At 66.5% G+C, this 14,154-nt stretch carries 15 protein-coding genes and 1 pseudogene; 4 read left to right on the top strand and 12 right to left on the bottom strand.

Features of this window, described 5'->3' with window-relative positions; all coding sequences use genetic code 11:
- Nucleotides 1-494: glutathione S-transferase family protein (locus ACTJK8_RS21655; protein ID WP_440762486.1), on the bottom strand; the 494-nt coding region annotated here is incomplete at its 3' end.
- 139 nt (nt 495-633) lie between these two features.
- Between ACTJK8_RS21655 and ACTJK8_RS21650 the strand changes: the two genes are divergently transcribed.
- Nucleotides 634-1,527 carry a LysR family transcriptional regulator gene (locus tag ACTJK8_RS21650; RefSeq protein WP_440762485.1) on the top strand — a complete coding sequence of 298 codons (894 nt, stop codon included), beginning with the start codon at nt 634-636 and terminating at the stop codon, nt 1,525-1,527.
- Nucleotides 1,528-1,844: 317 nt separating this feature from the next.
- Here the strand turns inward: ACTJK8_RS21650 and ACTJK8_RS21645 are convergent, their stop codons facing one another.
- Nucleotides 1,845-1,997, bottom strand: coding sequence for a hypothetical protein (locus ACTJK8_RS21645; RefSeq protein ID WP_012329788.1), 153 nt, complete (start codon nt 1,995-1,997; stop codon nt 1,845-1,847).
- A 288-nt stretch (nt 1,998-2,285) separates the two neighbouring features.
- On the opposite strand from ACTJK8_RS21645, the gene ACTJK8_RS21640 reads away from it, so the two are divergent.
- Together ACTJK8_RS21640 and ACTJK8_RS21635 are read left to right on the top strand one after the other, a co-directional pair.
- On the top strand, nt 2,286-3,383 hold the full coding sequence (locus tag ACTJK8_RS21640) for a DUF2726 domain-containing protein (protein ID WP_106427965.1): 1,098 nt from the start codon (nt 2,286-2,288) through the stop codon (nt 3,381-3,383).
- A gap of 115 nt (nt 3,384-3,498) precedes the next feature.
- Nucleotides 3,499-3,795, top strand: coding sequence for a helix-turn-helix domain-containing protein (locus tag ACTJK8_RS21635; protein ID WP_440762484.1), 297 nt, complete (start codon nt 3,499-3,501; stop codon nt 3,793-3,795).
- A gap of 222 nt (nt 3,796-4,017) precedes the next feature.
- On the opposite strand, the gene ACTJK8_RS21630 is transcribed toward ACTJK8_RS21635, so the two are convergent.
- The 7 genes and pseudogenes from ACTJK8_RS21630 to ACTJK8_RS21600 form a co-directional block, all read right to left on the bottom strand.
- Nucleotides 4,018-4,317 carry a type II toxin-antitoxin system RelE/ParE family toxin gene (locus tag ACTJK8_RS21630; RefSeq protein ID WP_012329785.1) on the bottom strand — a complete coding sequence of 100 codons (300 nt, stop codon included), beginning with the start codon at nt 4,315-4,317 and terminating at the stop codon, nt 4,018-4,020.
- Complete coding sequence (locus tag ACTJK8_RS21625) at nt 4,317-4,553, bottom strand: CopG family ribbon-helix-helix protein (protein WP_012329784.1); 237 nt, start codon at nt 4,551-4,553, stop codon at nt 4,317-4,319. Before ACTJK8_RS21625 ends, ACTJK8_RS21630 begins: the two co-directional genes overlap by 1 nt.
- Before the next feature lie 198 nt (nt 4,554-4,751).
- Nucleotides 4,752-5,693 (bottom strand): DUF2493 domain-containing protein, encoded by a 942-nt coding sequence (locus tag ACTJK8_RS21620; protein WP_012329783.1) that lies wholly within the window; start codon nt 5,691-5,693, stop codon nt 4,752-4,754.
- Nucleotides 5,694-5,959: 266 nt separating this feature from the next.
- Nucleotides 5,960-7,006 carry a DUF7146 domain-containing protein gene (locus ACTJK8_RS21615; protein WP_012329782.1) on the bottom strand — a complete coding sequence of 349 codons (1,047 nt, stop codon included), beginning with the start codon at nt 7,004-7,006 and terminating at the stop codon, nt 5,960-5,962.
- 340 nt (nt 7,007-7,346) lie between these two features.
- Nucleotides 7,347-7,664: a DUF736 domain-containing protein gene (locus ACTJK8_RS21610; protein WP_012329781.1), complete on the bottom strand. Its 318-nt coding sequence runs from the start codon at nt 7,662-7,664 to the stop codon at nt 7,347-7,349.
- A gap of 365 nt (nt 7,665-8,029) precedes the next feature.
- Nucleotides 8,030-8,206 carry a type II toxin-antitoxin system VapC family toxin gene (locus ACTJK8_RS21605; protein WP_306419129.1) on the bottom strand — a complete coding sequence of 59 codons (177 nt, stop codon included), beginning with the start codon at nt 8,204-8,206 and terminating at the stop codon, nt 8,030-8,032.
- A gap of 229 nt (nt 8,207-8,435) precedes the next feature.
- A pseudogene (locus tag ACTJK8_RS21600) lies at nt 8,436-8,639 on the bottom strand (type II toxin-antitoxin system VapB family antitoxin); the annotation flags it as partial.
- A gap of 420 nt (nt 8,640-9,059) precedes the next feature.
- Here ACTJK8_RS21600 and ACTJK8_RS21595 point away from each other — a divergent pair.
- Nucleotides 9,060-9,539 (top strand): MucR family transcriptional regulator, encoded by a 480-nt coding sequence (locus ACTJK8_RS21595; protein ID WP_012329780.1) that lies wholly within the window; start codon nt 9,060-9,062, stop codon nt 9,537-9,539.
- 44 nt (nt 9,540-9,583) lie between these two features.
- Here the strand turns inward: ACTJK8_RS21595 and ACTJK8_RS21590 are convergent, their stop codons facing one another.
- The 3 genes from ACTJK8_RS21590 to ACTJK8_RS21580 form a co-directional block, all read right to left on the bottom strand.
- Nucleotides 9,584-11,668, bottom strand: a complete 2,085-nt coding sequence (locus tag ACTJK8_RS21590; protein WP_012329779.1) for a ParB/RepB/Spo0J family partition protein — start codon at nt 11,666-11,668, stop codon at nt 9,584-9,586.
- Nucleotides 11,669-12,587: 919 nt separating this feature from the next.
- Nucleotides 12,588-12,872 carry a hypothetical protein gene (locus ACTJK8_RS21585; RefSeq protein WP_143739235.1) on the bottom strand — a complete coding sequence of 95 codons (285 nt, stop codon included), beginning with the start codon at nt 12,870-12,872 and terminating at the stop codon, nt 12,588-12,590.
- 91 nt (nt 12,873-12,963) lie between these two features.
- Complete coding sequence (locus ACTJK8_RS21580; RefSeq protein WP_012329777.1) at nt 12,964-13,944, bottom strand: ArdC family protein; 981 nt, start codon at nt 13,942-13,944, stop codon at nt 12,964-12,966.
- Nucleotides 13,945-14,154: the final 210 nt, after the last annotated feature.

Here is a 14,154-nt window from a genome sequence, read left to right as displayed (position 1 = left end):
TCGAAGTCGGCCAGCGTCAGGCGGTCGCCGACGATGTGGCTGTGCTTCGCGAGGTGCGCGTCCAGCACGCCGGCGGCAGCGCGGATCTTGTCGGCCGCCAGTTTGACAATGGCTTCCTCTGCGGGCTGCCCCATGAAGCGCTTGGCGAGCACCTCGTTGAAGGTGAGGGTCGCGAACACGCGCCACTGCTCGCCCGACCAGAACATCCACTGGAGGATCTCGAACCGCTCCCGCGTCGTTCGACCCGCCAAGTCGCTCCCCGCCTTCTTGGCGAGATAGAGATTGATGGCCGCGGACTCGTAAAGGACGAGGTCTCCGTCCACCATCACGGGCGACAGGCCGTGTGGGTTCAAAGCCAGGAACTCGGGCGTGTGGCTCTCGCCGTTGAAGAGGTCGATGTCCACGACCTCGATGTTCACGCCCATGGCAGCGGCCGCCGCGGTGACGCGGCGCCGGCTGCCGGAACCTGGGTCGCCGTAGATCTTGATGGCCATTGCAGACCCTTCTCCTATTAGGCTGAGGCTGAGGCTGTGGATGCTCGGGCGGCCGCGACGGCGCCCCGCAGGGGGAGATAGCCTATCCACCCCATTCGATGTATCCGTTCGCCCCGGAGATCATCTATTCGGAATGCGAATGAGCGACCGTTGGCAGGAAATGGCCGTGTTCGTCCGCGTGGCGGAGACCGGCAGCCTTTCGCGCGCGGGACGCGAACTGATGCTCTCGCAACCTTCCGTGTCGCGCATCGTCGGCGCGCTTGAGGCACGGCTGGGCACGACGCTGCTGCTGCGCACCACCCGTAGCATCTCCCTGACGGAAGCCGGCAGCCTGTACCTGGAACGCGCGCGATCCCTCCTCGCGGAGCTTGAGGAGGCCGAGCAGGCGGCCCGGGGAGTGGACTCGCTCCAGGGCGCGATCCGTCTGGCGATGCCAGTGCTCTACGGCTCCCGGGCCGTCGTCCCCGCGCTCGCGACGTTCCTGGCCCGGCATCCGGGCCTCCGGATCGAGATCACCATGAGCGACGCGCGCCAAAACCTCGTCATGGACGGGGTCGACATCGCCATCCGCCTCGGCGTCGGCCCGTTGGCAGACTCAACCTTCGGGGCCCGCAGGCTTGCGACGGTCGAACGCTTGGTGGTCGCGTCGCCGGCCTATCTCTCATCCCGCGGCACACCCGTTATCCCGGCCGAACTCGCTCGGCACGATTGCATCGTGCAGCACGGCCTGTTCGGTCGCGAGAGCTGGCGCTTCACGCGCGACGGGACCGTCACCACCGTCGATGTCCCCGCGCGCCTCTGGATCAACTCGGCGCCGGGGATCCTGGCCGCTGCGGTGGCCGGCATGGGCATCGCGCTGGCGACCCGCGTCATGGCCGGGGATGAGCTGCGTGCCGGCCAGCTCGTCCAGGTGCTTGAGCCCTATCGGCTCGATCCTGCCGAGGTCTACGCGGTCTTCCCGGCGGGTCCGAGACCGTCTGCGAAGGTGAGAGCGATCATGGATCACCTTGGCGCGTCGCTTAACCAGGGTTGATCAAACATTCTTTGGCCCCGACCAGTGGCGCAAGAGGCGTATCGATACCGGAGCAGCGGTGGTGTGTAGGTCCGCTTTTCCGGCGAGGCTGCTCCGAAGCGGTCATTCCGCTTACGGCCAGCCCCGGTCATTCAGGGCCAATCAGACCGCCGGTAAGCAGAACTTCCGAACGCCCGAGAAGGGTCGAAAGCGGCCATCTCATGCTCAAGCTGATTGGGTTCCGACTCAGATGCATGGTCGCGACTATGCTCCGACCTCCTGCGAAGCAGTCTGCCATGAGATGGAGGACGGGCCGCCCGGGGAGGCGGCCCCCACAGTCAGGCGATGAGCTGGGCTTTCGCGGCGCGTAACTCACGCTGAATTTGACGGCGCTCTTTCGGGCAGGTGACGGAGGCCAGCTCGGCCCGGAGCTCTTCGATCTGGAACAGGAGGTTGCGGTTGGCGGTCGAGGTGGCGGTGAGGCTCGGCATCGTTCGTGTCCCCCGTGCGCTCGGGACCGTCCCAAGCGCGATGACGACCTCCAATCGCGCAACGGGATCGTCCGATACTCCGCCGGACCCGGAGCGTAGCGGAGGTGCCGGAGGAGCCCCGAGCGGAGCGTAGAGGGGCCCCAGGGCGGGGTTTGTTGGTGCGCGAGGAATGCCGGCGGAGCCGGCAGGGGAAAAACCTCGCCCGGCGGCTATCGGACGGTCCCGGGGCGTGATCTCTCGTCGTCAATCGTGCCGGGGACGGTCCGGCCGCCAGAGAGGACGCGAGCGATGCCGAGCCGTCGGTGCCGCATGAGGCACGGGCAGCACCGAATCCCCGACAGGCTCCGGGCCGAGCCGGCCGATCCCCAAGCCATACGGCTGCGGGTGACCCGCGGGAGACTCTCGGCGGCTTCTGCCTCCCGAGAGGGCGCAGAGGCGCATAGCGCCTGCCGCACGCGCGGCTGCGCGTTGTGCGAGGGATCGTTACCCCGCAGGGGCCGAAACCGCGCAGCGGGTTCGGGGAGCCCCGGCGGGGCGAGTAGAGCCCGGCCTGGAGGGGCCTTGGCACCGGAAAGACGCACCCATCGAACGGCCCGAATTTTCAACTCCCTCAATCAGCACCCCGATGACAAGGCTGCATGGCATGATAGTTTTTGGCTATGCAGTCTGAAGAATTTAATCATGATGCCACGGATTGATATAGCATCCTATCCGCCAATTATCTGCGCAATATCCCTCTGGTGCGCGCTCATATTTGCTCACTATATAACCTCGAAAATACGTGGCCAAGACAGACTCAAGATCGAACGTAAGCCGTTTCTGACGAGGGCCGAACTTGACCTATTGAACATCCTGCGTCGAGTCCTTCCCAGGTATCATATTGCCTGCCAAGTCGCCACGGGCGCTCTACTGAAGCCACAGCGGGGTCTCAGCGCGAAAGAATTCTGGCGAACACGGAACAAATTCAGCCAGAAAATCACTGATTTTGTCGTTCTTGATCCCTATGCGGGATCGGTCGAAGCGATCATAGAGCTGGACGATTCCAGCCATGATGGTGCGAAGGATCGCGAGCGTGATGCCATGCTGGCTTTGGGCCACTACCGTGTCATCCGGATCCCGTCCAAGCCACGTCCCTCAGAGCGGATCGTACGGGAGCATCTCTCGGCTCTCGGCAGTTCGCAAAAGAAGCGACCGGGCTTTCCCTTCGACACAGAACGCTGGATGGCCGTTCTGAGATCGCGTATTCTACCCGCGGGGTGGTACGCGCCGCCCTGGGGCGTGGAAACCCCACAGAAAGCGGTTTGGTGCCCGCCGGTTTGGGCACCGCAATCCTTGACCTCCTGGGTCGGGGAGCCTGCGACGTATGTTCAGGCGCCTCGGTGCTAAAGGTCGTAGGGACCGACTTTCTGCGGTTTTCCAACTCCCCGACTGTTGGGTGGTCGAGGCTCGTTTGCGGGGGCGCACCGCAGACACGGGCCTCCCGAGTCGGGACGCGCCGGGCATGTCGAAGGATGGCAGCAATCCATTGGGGTGGATCGAGGCCGAGGATCTGCGCGCCCGTCAGGCCGGGCCGCTGGATCGGGACATCGGCGAGCGGATCCGAAAGCACCGCCAGGATCGCCGCCTGGGCTATGGACAGCTCGGCGGGATGTTGGGCTTCTCCGGACAGCAGATGCGGAAGTACGAGCGCGGTCTGAGCCGCATTCCAGCCTCGACGCTCTACGTCATCGCCCACATTCTCGACGTGCCGGTCAATTATCTATTGCCGGATGAGAAGAGGATGCTCAATCCGATCTAGCAGCGCATCCAAGAAATCACAACTAAGCTATCCTATATTGAGGACGTGCGTTTTCTCGTAGCGGTGTCGATATTTATCTCTGCTGCGGCAAACTACAGTCAGACCGGGAGATTACGATAGTACCATTATCCTTGATATACAGATCGATTAAAATTCAGAGCGCTACTGAACTGTTCATCCAGCCAAGCTTTGTGCCCGTCTTGTTTCGCCCCCCGTCAAGGCCTACTGTTCGGGCGCCACGAACTCAGCCGGCCATTCGCGAGCGCCATGCAGCACCGCAAGGATATTGATCCGCTCGCTCACCTCATAGACCACGATGTACGCTGTGCCCGGGATGACCAACTCTCGGGTGCCGGCGACGCGTCCGGACCGGCCGATCAGCGGGTGATCCGGCAGCAGGGCCAGGACGCGCTCATGTACAGTGAGGGCGAGTTTGTAGGCAGCGGCAGGGCTGTCCTGCGCGATGTAGTCCTGGATGACTTCGAGATGATCGAGCGCGCGTCTGGACCAGACGACCTGCATCAGCTCGGGCGATACTTGTTCAACACCCGCTCGACATCCTCAGGCGAGGCGATCCGACCGGCGGCGATGTCGGCACGGCCGGCCATCACCTCATCGACATAGCGCTCTTGCCAGTCGAGCGAATGGCCGTGTTCGAGCGCGTCGGCGATGATCGCAGCGGGCGCACGGCCCGAGCGCGCAGCGATGGCATCGACGCGGGCTTGCAGATCGGGCGTGATGATGGAGGCTTCGGCCATGACCCATCATGGCATAAAGGCCGGTCGCCGTTCAATGATCGCGCGCAGTCGGTCAGCAATCCGCCGTCGCGCGTTCATCGTCAAGTCCGGCTCGACCGGCTCCGGCCCTCCGGCAGCCTCGCGCCTTGGGCTTGGAGACCGGCGCACGTGGCCTGAGTGGGAGGAAACACCGATCGAGGGCTACCGGCAAGCCGGCGGCTATGCGCTAGCCCGGACACCCCGCCGGACCGGGACACCCCGCTCCCGAGCCTTGTCCGCGAGGTTGTCGCAGATGCCGTTGCCGGGGAAGTGCACGACGCCGATCGGCATCTGGTCGAGCATCAGGTCGTTGCGCCGGAAGGGTGCAGCTCGGCCATGGCGGGTCCAGTCGGGCTTGAAGGCGACGTGGGGCACTTTGCGGGTGTCGGCCCACTTGGCGGCGATCAGCTCGGCACCTTTGGGACTGCCGCCGTGCAGCAGCACCATGTCAGGATGCTTGGCGCGCACCTTGTCGAGGACGGCCCAGATCCGGTCCACATCTTGGTAGTCCTGGCCGCCGGTGAAGAGGATCCGCGGCCCGGGCGGGACCAGGAGCTCGGTGTCGGCCTTGCGCTTGGCCGCCAGGAAATCGCGCGAGTCGATCATCGCCGCCGTCATCGTGGCGCGATTGATCTGGGAGCCGGTTCGGGGGCGCCAGGGCGTGCCGGTGAGCACGCGGTAGATCCCGGCCGCGGCGTCGCGGGAGAACTCGAAGGCGTTGCGCCGCTCGGTCAGGCTGAGCCCCAGGGCGATCTGACGCTCCAGCTCGACGGACCGCACCTCGCTGCCGTCCTGCTCGCGCTGGGACTGGCGCTGCGCCACCTCGTTGTCGTCGAGCTTGCGATCAAGGATCTCGACGCGCCGGTGGAAGAGGTTGACGAAGCCCCACAGAACATCGTCGGTGTCGTCCTCAAGGCGCGTCTCGGTGAACAGGTCGGCGAGGGCGTTCATCGCGCCGACCAGTGCCTCCTCGACGGCTTCGGGCTTCGGCATCGGCCGCGGGTCGGCGTGCTCCTCGAACGGACGGTGGTGCTGCGTCAGCAGCTCGCTGAGGAGACTGGGATCCGCCTCGGTGGCGTGATCTGCGAGGAAGGTAGACGGAGCGTCGAGCTGATCGAGCATGGGATGGCCTCCGGGCGATGGAAGCCGCGACCGCCGCGGCCTTGATGGCGGCCGGTCTCCCGGGCGGGGCGGCGGGATCACCCGAAGAGGGCTTGCCCCGAGGGCCAAGCGCAGCGCCGGACGGCGTGCCGTTGAACCCGACGATCGCCCGGGTATAGGTCGCCCTCCGAGAAGGCCGCTGCGCGCGCTCTCCGGGGCCATGAGGCCCATCCCCGTCAAGCAGCCGGTTCCCCGCATCCTCGACCGATTCAGGCCCTGGGAGGGGCCTACACGGCCTCCAGACGGAGAAAGCGCATCGCATCCTCTTCGGCGAGCTGCGGCGCCAGGTGCAGCGCCAAGCCCGCGGGCCCAAGCTGCTGCAGGTCGGTGTTGAAGTCGTCGGCCGCCGGCACGAGTTCCCAGACCTGGACGCCGTCGGCCTCTGCCCGGGCGCGCAGGCCCTCGTGGGCGCGAAGGCCTGCGGCGTCGTTGTCGCGGGCGACGTAGAGGCGGCGCAGTCCGGGCGGGAGAAGAAGAGCGGACAGGCGATTGGCGGTGAGCGCGGCATGGGCGGGGACCGCCGGGAGGACGGCCTGCACCGACAGCACCGTCTCCAGCCCCTCGCCGGCGAGCAGGATGTCGGGAATGCTGCCGCCGAAGCGGACGGCGTCACCGAACGACTGGCCGAGCATTCGCCGCGGCTCGTCGAGGTGGGCCTTGCCGCGCCCATCCGGTGCGAGCCACGTGCGCTGGATCGCCACGATCGCCCCGCTCAGATCCGTGAGGGCGGCGAGGAGCGCCGGATGCTGCGCCCAGGTGCCGTCGTCGTGCAGGTAGTTGCACTGGGGGTGGAACCGCAGGGCGGAACTGTCGAAGGGATGATCGAGCCCGCGTCCCGCGAGGTAGGTGGCGGCGAACGTACCTCTCAGGGGCCGGCCACATCGGAAGAGACGGCGGGCCGACTCGGTGGGATCATACGAGGAAGCCGCCGGCGGTGGCGTGGCGGAGCGCTCCGTCTGCGGTCGCGGCATGCGCAGGAAGCTGCGTGCTTCCTTGAGAGTTTCAGACCACGAGTCGTGGCCGCGGTTGAGCCGGATCAGGTCGAGGAGATTGCCAAACTCGCCGGTGGCCTCGTCCGCCCATCGGCCGCGAGCGCGCGGACCGGATGTGGGCCCGGTGAGACGGACATGAAGGGAAGCGCCGGCGGCGTTGTAGACGTCACCGACCCGCCAGTAGTTGCCCTGCCGCCGACCGTTCGACAGGTAGGCCCGACAGACCGCCTCGGCCTCCTCGGCGAGGCGGCGCGCCAAGTCAGAAAAATCGGTTCGACTCATAACACCGTCCCACGGTCGATGACACAGACCATCGGGTTGGGGCCAAGGATGTGGTCAATCATTGCTACGCCGCCAGACTAGTTCGGAAAGAAGAAAACAAAATCTCCCTGCGATGGTCTCGCTAGATAAGCCGGGGCTATGCGGCGGGTTACGCACGTACGCGATGCGACTCACAAGATCGAGGCGACCGGAACTATCCCAAGACAATACGAGATCGACCCGTCAACGCCCTCCTCTCACTGATCGGCCGCTCAGGATGGCCACCTTCGGAACAGCGCTCACCGTGATCGCATGAGGGAAGGCCCCGCCCGGTCGTGCCGGGCGGGGCTAGGCAAGCCGCTCAGTCGCGGCGCCCGTTGGGCCGAGACCAGATCAGCGTCGCCGTGTCGCCCTGCTCGTCGTCGAAGAGCTTGGCGTAAATCGGGGCGGGGAAGCTGGGATCGTCGAGCTTCAGGCTCAGATACTCGCGCTGCTCCTCCGAGAGCTTGGTCCAAGCCGCTCCGATCTCGGCTCCGCGGGCGTAGATCCGGTGGCTCGGGGCATTCTCGTTCATCGCCGTGTTCGGGACGAGGCGGACGTTGCGTGCCCTGACGGTGAGGGTGACGATCTCGCCGACGTAGCCGTCCTGGGTGCGGGTGAAGGTGCCGATGGTCGCCATGGTGTTTCCCGTTGCCTGTCGCCGAGCCCGCGACCGCCGCGGCCTCGATGGCGATCGGAAAGCCGGAGGCGGCCGGCGCCGCACCTGCCCCATGGGGTCCCCACGCGGCTCGCCGCGTGGGGTGGGGTGTGCAGGCCGAAGCGCAGCGGAGGATGGCGGCCGGGCGGGTTTCTTGCTTCGCGATGGAATGCCGGACTCGGCCCCCGCAGAGGGGCGGAGCCAGCACCGGAAGAAACATGCCCGGCCGCCGTTGCGGCCAGACGGCCGAGGCGTCAGCGGACCCGGCTAGATCAAGCCATCGTCAGAGGTCGCGTGGTGAGCGGGCGGTCGAACAGGCAGGAGGGGTCGCAGGCGAACCGTCGGCCTCACCCGGCCTCGATGTCGGTGAGCGGGAAGTCGTCGCCCTTGTAAAGCAGCGGGGGCCGGTACGTGCAGGCACAGTCGCAGTCGAAGCGGTCGCCGATGTTGAGGGCCCCTGGATGCCGGCATTTGCCGAAGCGGTCGTAGGCGTCGAGGGCACTGATCGCGGCCCCGGGCAGCACGGCCAGGACTTGGATGCCGGCGAGGTCGAGATACCCCCTACCGCATTGCGCGCCTCGGTGATCGGCAGGTCGAGGATGCGGGCCACCGCTACCGCGGTCTCCCACACGGCCAGGGGCGAGGTCATGCGTCGGCGCGCCTGCTGCAGTCGGACCCCCAGGGCGCGGGCATCCGCTTCGTCGGGGAGGATGGCTATGAGCGCGGAGGCATCAACGAACATCGGTCGCCCCCTCAGCCACGCTCGAACAGCCCATCGATGAACGCCTTGTCGACCCGCTCGGGATCCGGTCCCGCACGCGTTCGAAGCTGGCGGGCGAACGCCGCGGATTGCTCCCCGAGGTGGGCCTTGCTTTTTTCCCGGGCGATCTCATTCTGGAGTGCCTGCCGGACCGCTTCGGTTTTGTTGGTGCCCTTGATCGCCATGAGCTCCTCGGAGAGCGCGTCGACGCTCTAATCCCTGACGAAGAGGGGCATGGATATCTCCTTCAGATATTCCGGATTGCCGAAATAGATACTCCCCTCGCCGCTCCAACGGCAAAGCGGGCAAGGCAGGGGATCACGACGAGTCGACACCGGGCATCGCAAGCCCAGTGGTGGCAGCGCCGATGCTCAGACATCTAAAGGATCGAACGCGTGGAGGCTGGGATGCTCTCGAAACCGCCGTCGATTTCGTTCGATCACTGGGAACCTCTGATCGCGAGCCCAATGCTCCATTGAACCGGGCCAATGTCTGCAAGCTTTTGCGGCTGAGATAGCCTCGCGCGATCCGTCAGGGTACAGATGTCGAATTGACGTGCCCTCCGGCCACAGATCACATCGAGCTATTGTCTCAGATCCAGGAGTCACTTCGACACCATGAAGACCGATGATCCGCGCCCGCGGCCGATCATAGAGCTGGTGACCGATATCGTGGTCGCCTATGTGGCGAGCAACTCCGTGCGGGCGGGCGAGGTAACCCGCATGATCGGCGCGATTCACGCGGCTTTGGCCAAGTGCGGCGCGGCCGCGGACCCGCAACCCGGGCCGAGGCTCACGAAGGCCGAGATCGCCCGCTCGATCACCCACGAGGCGCTGATCAGCTTCGAAGACGGCCGGCCGTACAAGTCGCTCCGCCGCCATCTCGGCAAGCGTGGTCTGTCGCCGGACACGTACCGAGAGAAGTGGGGCCTGCCGCCCGACTATCCAATGACGGCGCCGGGCTACTCCGAGTTCCGCTCCGCCCTCGCTCGGAAGCACGGCCTCGGACGACCGGTCGCCGAGGCGAAAGAGCGGCCGGGACAATCTGTGGCCGCTGTTGGGAAGCGGAAGCCCGGGAAGCGGCGGATCGCGGCCTGAGGGCGGCCCCGAGCGCCGATGCGGGCGCCCCGGATACCGGCGGCTCACTCGGCTGCGACGGCGTGGAACGGCTCGTCCGGCACCGCCGAGATACCGTCGGACAGATCCAGGCGCAGCGGTTCCGGCAGCCAGCCGGTGTCCGCCAGCAGGCGCTCAGCCTCCCGCGCCATATCGGCCTTCTTGAGATGGTCGATCCGCTGGGCCTCTCGTTGGCCCGCACCCTCGCGCACGGCTTCGAGGATGCGAGCCTTGGGCACCCGGCCGAGGTAGGTCGCGACCGTGGGCCGCCACCCTGCCGCGGCCATGTCGAGGCCGGTCGCCCGCGCCAGTCGATCGGCTTGGCCGAGGCGAACTTTGAGGCCGTGCTCGGAGACACCAAAGCCGCTGTACGGGTTCGGCTTCTCGTACTGGGCGTTGAGGCCGAAGCTGACGCAGTGCGCCAAGAGTGCCATCCGGCTCGCCGCGTCGAGGCCGGCCAGCCAATCCCAGAGCGCATCGTCATCCTCAGGCACCTTAGCGGCCCAGGCCTCGTGGCGCTCGGCGATGGAGCGGCTGGAAGCGCAGTCAGCCAGATCCTCGGTCGCGGACATGAGATGCGCTTCTCGGACCGTGACCTGAAGGCAGCCCGTCGCCGTGGCATGGTGGAAGGCATCCACCACGAGCTTGTGCAGCAGTGCCGTCAGCGCGACCTCCGGGTTGCTCGCCAGCGCCTCGCGCAGGGCCAGTGTGCGGTGCGCCGTCAGCTCGGCGAGGAGCCGGTCCGGTAGCGGTCGGATGCCGTCTTCCTTCTCCGGTTCGGAGTCGACCGGGTAGCCACCGATGGTGATCACGCTACGCTGGATCGTGGGCATGGCGGCGGCTTCCGTTGAGCCCAGTGCAGATTGGCCCTGCTCGCTCTCGGTCTGATCCGGCTCGGCGACACCCTGGCCATCGGCGGCCGGCGGCTCATCCTCGGGCCGGACATAGCCGCGCTGGATCTGGAGCCGGCCGTCGTGACGGATGCTCACGAAAGCCCCTGCCCGCGCGATCTCGGCCGGGTCGTAACGGAGTGGCCGCTCGGCGAGCTCGTCGAGGGCTTCCTCGATCTCGCCGAGGCGTTCGTCGACGGCGTCGGGGAGTTCGGCGCTGTCATACGCGTCGAGGAGCTTCTGCTGCTCGACCTTCAACGCGACGATGGTTGCGCGTTCCTCGGCCGTGACGTCGACGATCTCGCCCTTGAGGTGGCGGAGGCCGATCTGATGGCCGTAGGGGAGCGCGGGCGCTGCCTCGACCCACTTCCAACCCTCGGCGGCGATCTCGGCGGCGGCGGTCTTGAGTTTAGCGTCGACGAGGCGATCGAGGAGTGCGACGTCGTGCAGCCAGCCGCCGCCGTCGGACTGGAACAGGTCGCGCAGCATGACGCCGCCCGCAGCCTCGTATGCCTCGACGCCGACGAACAGGGCGCGCTTGTCGCCGGCCGGCACCGTGCGCTCGGTGAGCCTCTGGCGGATCTGGTAGGGCTCTTTCTGCCACGATCCGCGGACCGCCTCCCAGACCTGGACCTGACGGGCGTGATCGTCGGTGATCGTGAAGGCCATGAGCTGCTCCAAAGTCATGCCGTCGTCGGCAAAGACGTCGAGGAGAGCCGGAGCGACCGCGGTCAGGCGCAGGCGCTGCTTGACCACCTGGACCGGGATGGTGAAGGCCGCTGCGATCGTCTCCTCGGTCATCCCCCTGTCGAGCATCACCTTGAAGGCGCGGAACTGGTCGAGCGGGTGCAGCGGGGCACGCTCGATGTTCTCGGCCAGGGAGATCTCCTCGGCCAGAACGGCGCTGCTCGGATCAGAGACGATGCAAGGGATCGGTGCGGTCCGGGTGAGACGCTTCTTCTTGATCAGGAGCTCCAGAGCCCGGTAGCGCCGTCCGCCGGCGGGCACCTCGTACATGCCGGTCTCCCGACCGGCCTCGTCGAGCACCGGTCGGACATGCAGGCTCTGGATCAGGCCGCCGCGCCGCTCGATCGATGCCGCAAGATCCTCGATCGACTCGCCCGCCTTGACCTGTCGGACGTTGGACTGGCTGAGCACCAGCTTGTTGAAGGGGATTGGCTGGGCGGGTGCGAGGGTGAGCTTCTGAGGGATGTTGGCCATCGTCTGGATCTCCGCGACGGGCGCCGGGGCCTCTCCCCGATTCTCGATCCCGTCACGAAGCGAAGCGCCCCCTCTCACTCTGGAGGTGGCCGATCGTCATCGCGGATCAGCCCGTCCAACTTTCCGCTGAGGGTGTCGAGTCGATCGCGACAATCGGCACTGTCTTGGAACCAGATCTCGATCTCAACGAGATCAAGTGTATCGATATAGGCACTCGAAGGCACTGGGCATCCGGACTCGCGGATCACTCAAATGTTATGCTGATAGCGCCAGACCCGTTCCTCGATCGGAAGATCCGGCGGATGAGGCAGAAGCTGTTTTTTTGTCCATTTCGGCATCGGGATCTCCTACACGTTGATCCAAACTCGATTGTAGGACCATCAGCGATAGCATATCGTCACAAATCGAATTCAGTCTGCAGGAAGCGGGCGGGTATCTCCTCCTCCCTTCCCTGCCAGACGACGTGACCGACTTTCCCAACCGTTACGAGGCCCCCTCCCCTTTGCGATAGAGGCGGAGGCGAGGCCTCGAGGTTTCGACAGTCAAATTCGGCCGTGGTGGCGCTGAAGGCCGGAGGCGAGCAGTGACCGATCAGATTGCGGTCACAGGCACCCGTCGGCCGCCTGACGCGATGGCGTGACAGGCCGAGGTGGAACCACTCGTAGGCACGCTGCTCTTCGGCCGATGGCGCCTGCCAATGCCGGCAGTGCTTGCACCGGCCGGTCATCGCGCGGTGGCCCACCGTTGTGTCCCGGTTGTGGGATCATGGCCGCCCTCCCCGCCCCTGCAGGTCCTCGCGAAGCCAGATCGGGGCGATGCAGCGGCGGATGCGGACCTGCCGCGTATCGGCCGACTATGCCAAGTGCTCGATGCGATCGGGATTCGATGTCGCCCGGACCAGGGTCGGGGTATGGAAGATCTACGGTGGTCGGGTCGGATCGAGGCGTCCGACGGCGATCTGATGGAGCAGTTCGGCGAGGTAGCTTTCGTCAGCCGGATACAGGCATGTCCGCCACAAACTGCCGATCGTGCGGCGCAGGTCCGGTTCCAGGGCGAAGGGCCGCGCGCGAGCCCGGCGCCAACCAGCAGCTCGTTCCCGGCGTCGGTCACGCTCGGCCCCCACCCATCGGACGGTACGCAGTGCCATCTCCTCGTCCGGATCGTGCTGTGTGGCGGCGATCTGGTCGGCGAACAGGGATAGCACCTCGCGCTCACGGCGCTGCTTGTGCAGGAAGGCCGCCCGCTTGCAGGACGTATCCTTATAGGCTCGGGTCTATGCCTGTGACAGAAGCGCATCAGGCTGGCCCCTGATGAGCTGCAGCACCGGCAGCACGGTCGTCCTCTTCCGCTACGACGGCCTCAAACCCGCGCAGGCGGCCGAGCAGCCAGTCTGCGGCCTTGCTGGCCTGCGACGCGGCCCGGACGATCGCACGGTTGTCCTCGCGCAGCACCTCCAGCCAGGCGCCGATGTAGTCGGCATGGCGAACCGTCGGGACGATGCCGAGGCTGGTACAGACGAAAGCCGCAGAGATCTCGGCCACGAGCTCCTCACGTGCGTAGCAAGGGCTTCCGTGGCGGGTCTTCATCAGGCGGTCCAGGCGCGAGGCGTGGCCGGTGGCGTGCGACAGTTCGTGGGCCGCGGTCCGGTGGAAGTTGATCGACTCGTGGAAGGCCTCCGGCGGCGGCAGCACGACGACATCCTGGCTCGGGCTGTAGAGTGCCTTGTCACCACCGATCCGGATGGTGACACCGGAGGCGTCCATCAGCTCGCGGAAACGCGGGACAATCAGGTCCTCGCGCGGCGGACGCATCGGTGAGGAGAGTTCGTCCGGCAGACCTTCGCACTGGGCGACGTTGAAGACCGTGAAGCGCTTCAGAAAGGGTATGGCGCGGGCGTCACCGCCTTCGCGATCGGCGCGCCAGCGCTCGTCCTTGGGCGTGAACCGGGCGGCGTAGACCACCATCGTGCCTTGCTCGCCGCAGCGGACGGAGCCGCCGAGCGCCCGGACCTGGTTGAAGGTGAGCCAGCGCTGGGTGGCGTAGCCGTGGGCGACGGCGGCGTCCCAGAGCAGCATGACGTTGATGCCGCTATAGGCCCGGGCCGTACTGGCGTTGCGCGGCATCGCGATCGTGGCCGTTCCAGGTCCCCTGCCCCAGGGTTGGACCCACGGGACGCAGCCGGCCTCGAGCTGGGCGATGATCCGGTCGGTGATCTGCTGATAGAGGTTGGCGCGCTCGGCCGGGGCGACAGGCGCGTCGGAGATTGCAAGAGCCATCTGGGTTCTCCGCGACGGCCGCCGGAGGCCTCTCCCCCGGTCCGATCCGTCACGCGGCGCCCTGCTCTCCTCTGACTCTGGCCCCGACCAGGGCAGACGAGCTGCAGGCAGCTATCCGGGAAGAGAAAGAGGACCAGCGCGCTCGGACGGAGGCCCTACACATCGGAGCACGACGGCCCGACTGATGAAATCGCGGCAGCCTGCGAGCGG

Origin of the sequence: Methylobacterium sp. 22177 (assembly GCF_052045615.1) — a bacterium.
In the GTDB taxonomy this organism is placed as follows: Bacteria; Pseudomonadota; Alphaproteobacteria; order Rhizobiales; family Beijerinckiaceae; genus Methylobacterium; species Methylobacterium radiotolerans.
Note: the sequence above shows the minus strand (reverse complement) of the source record. Positions and strands in the feature narration are given on the sequence as shown.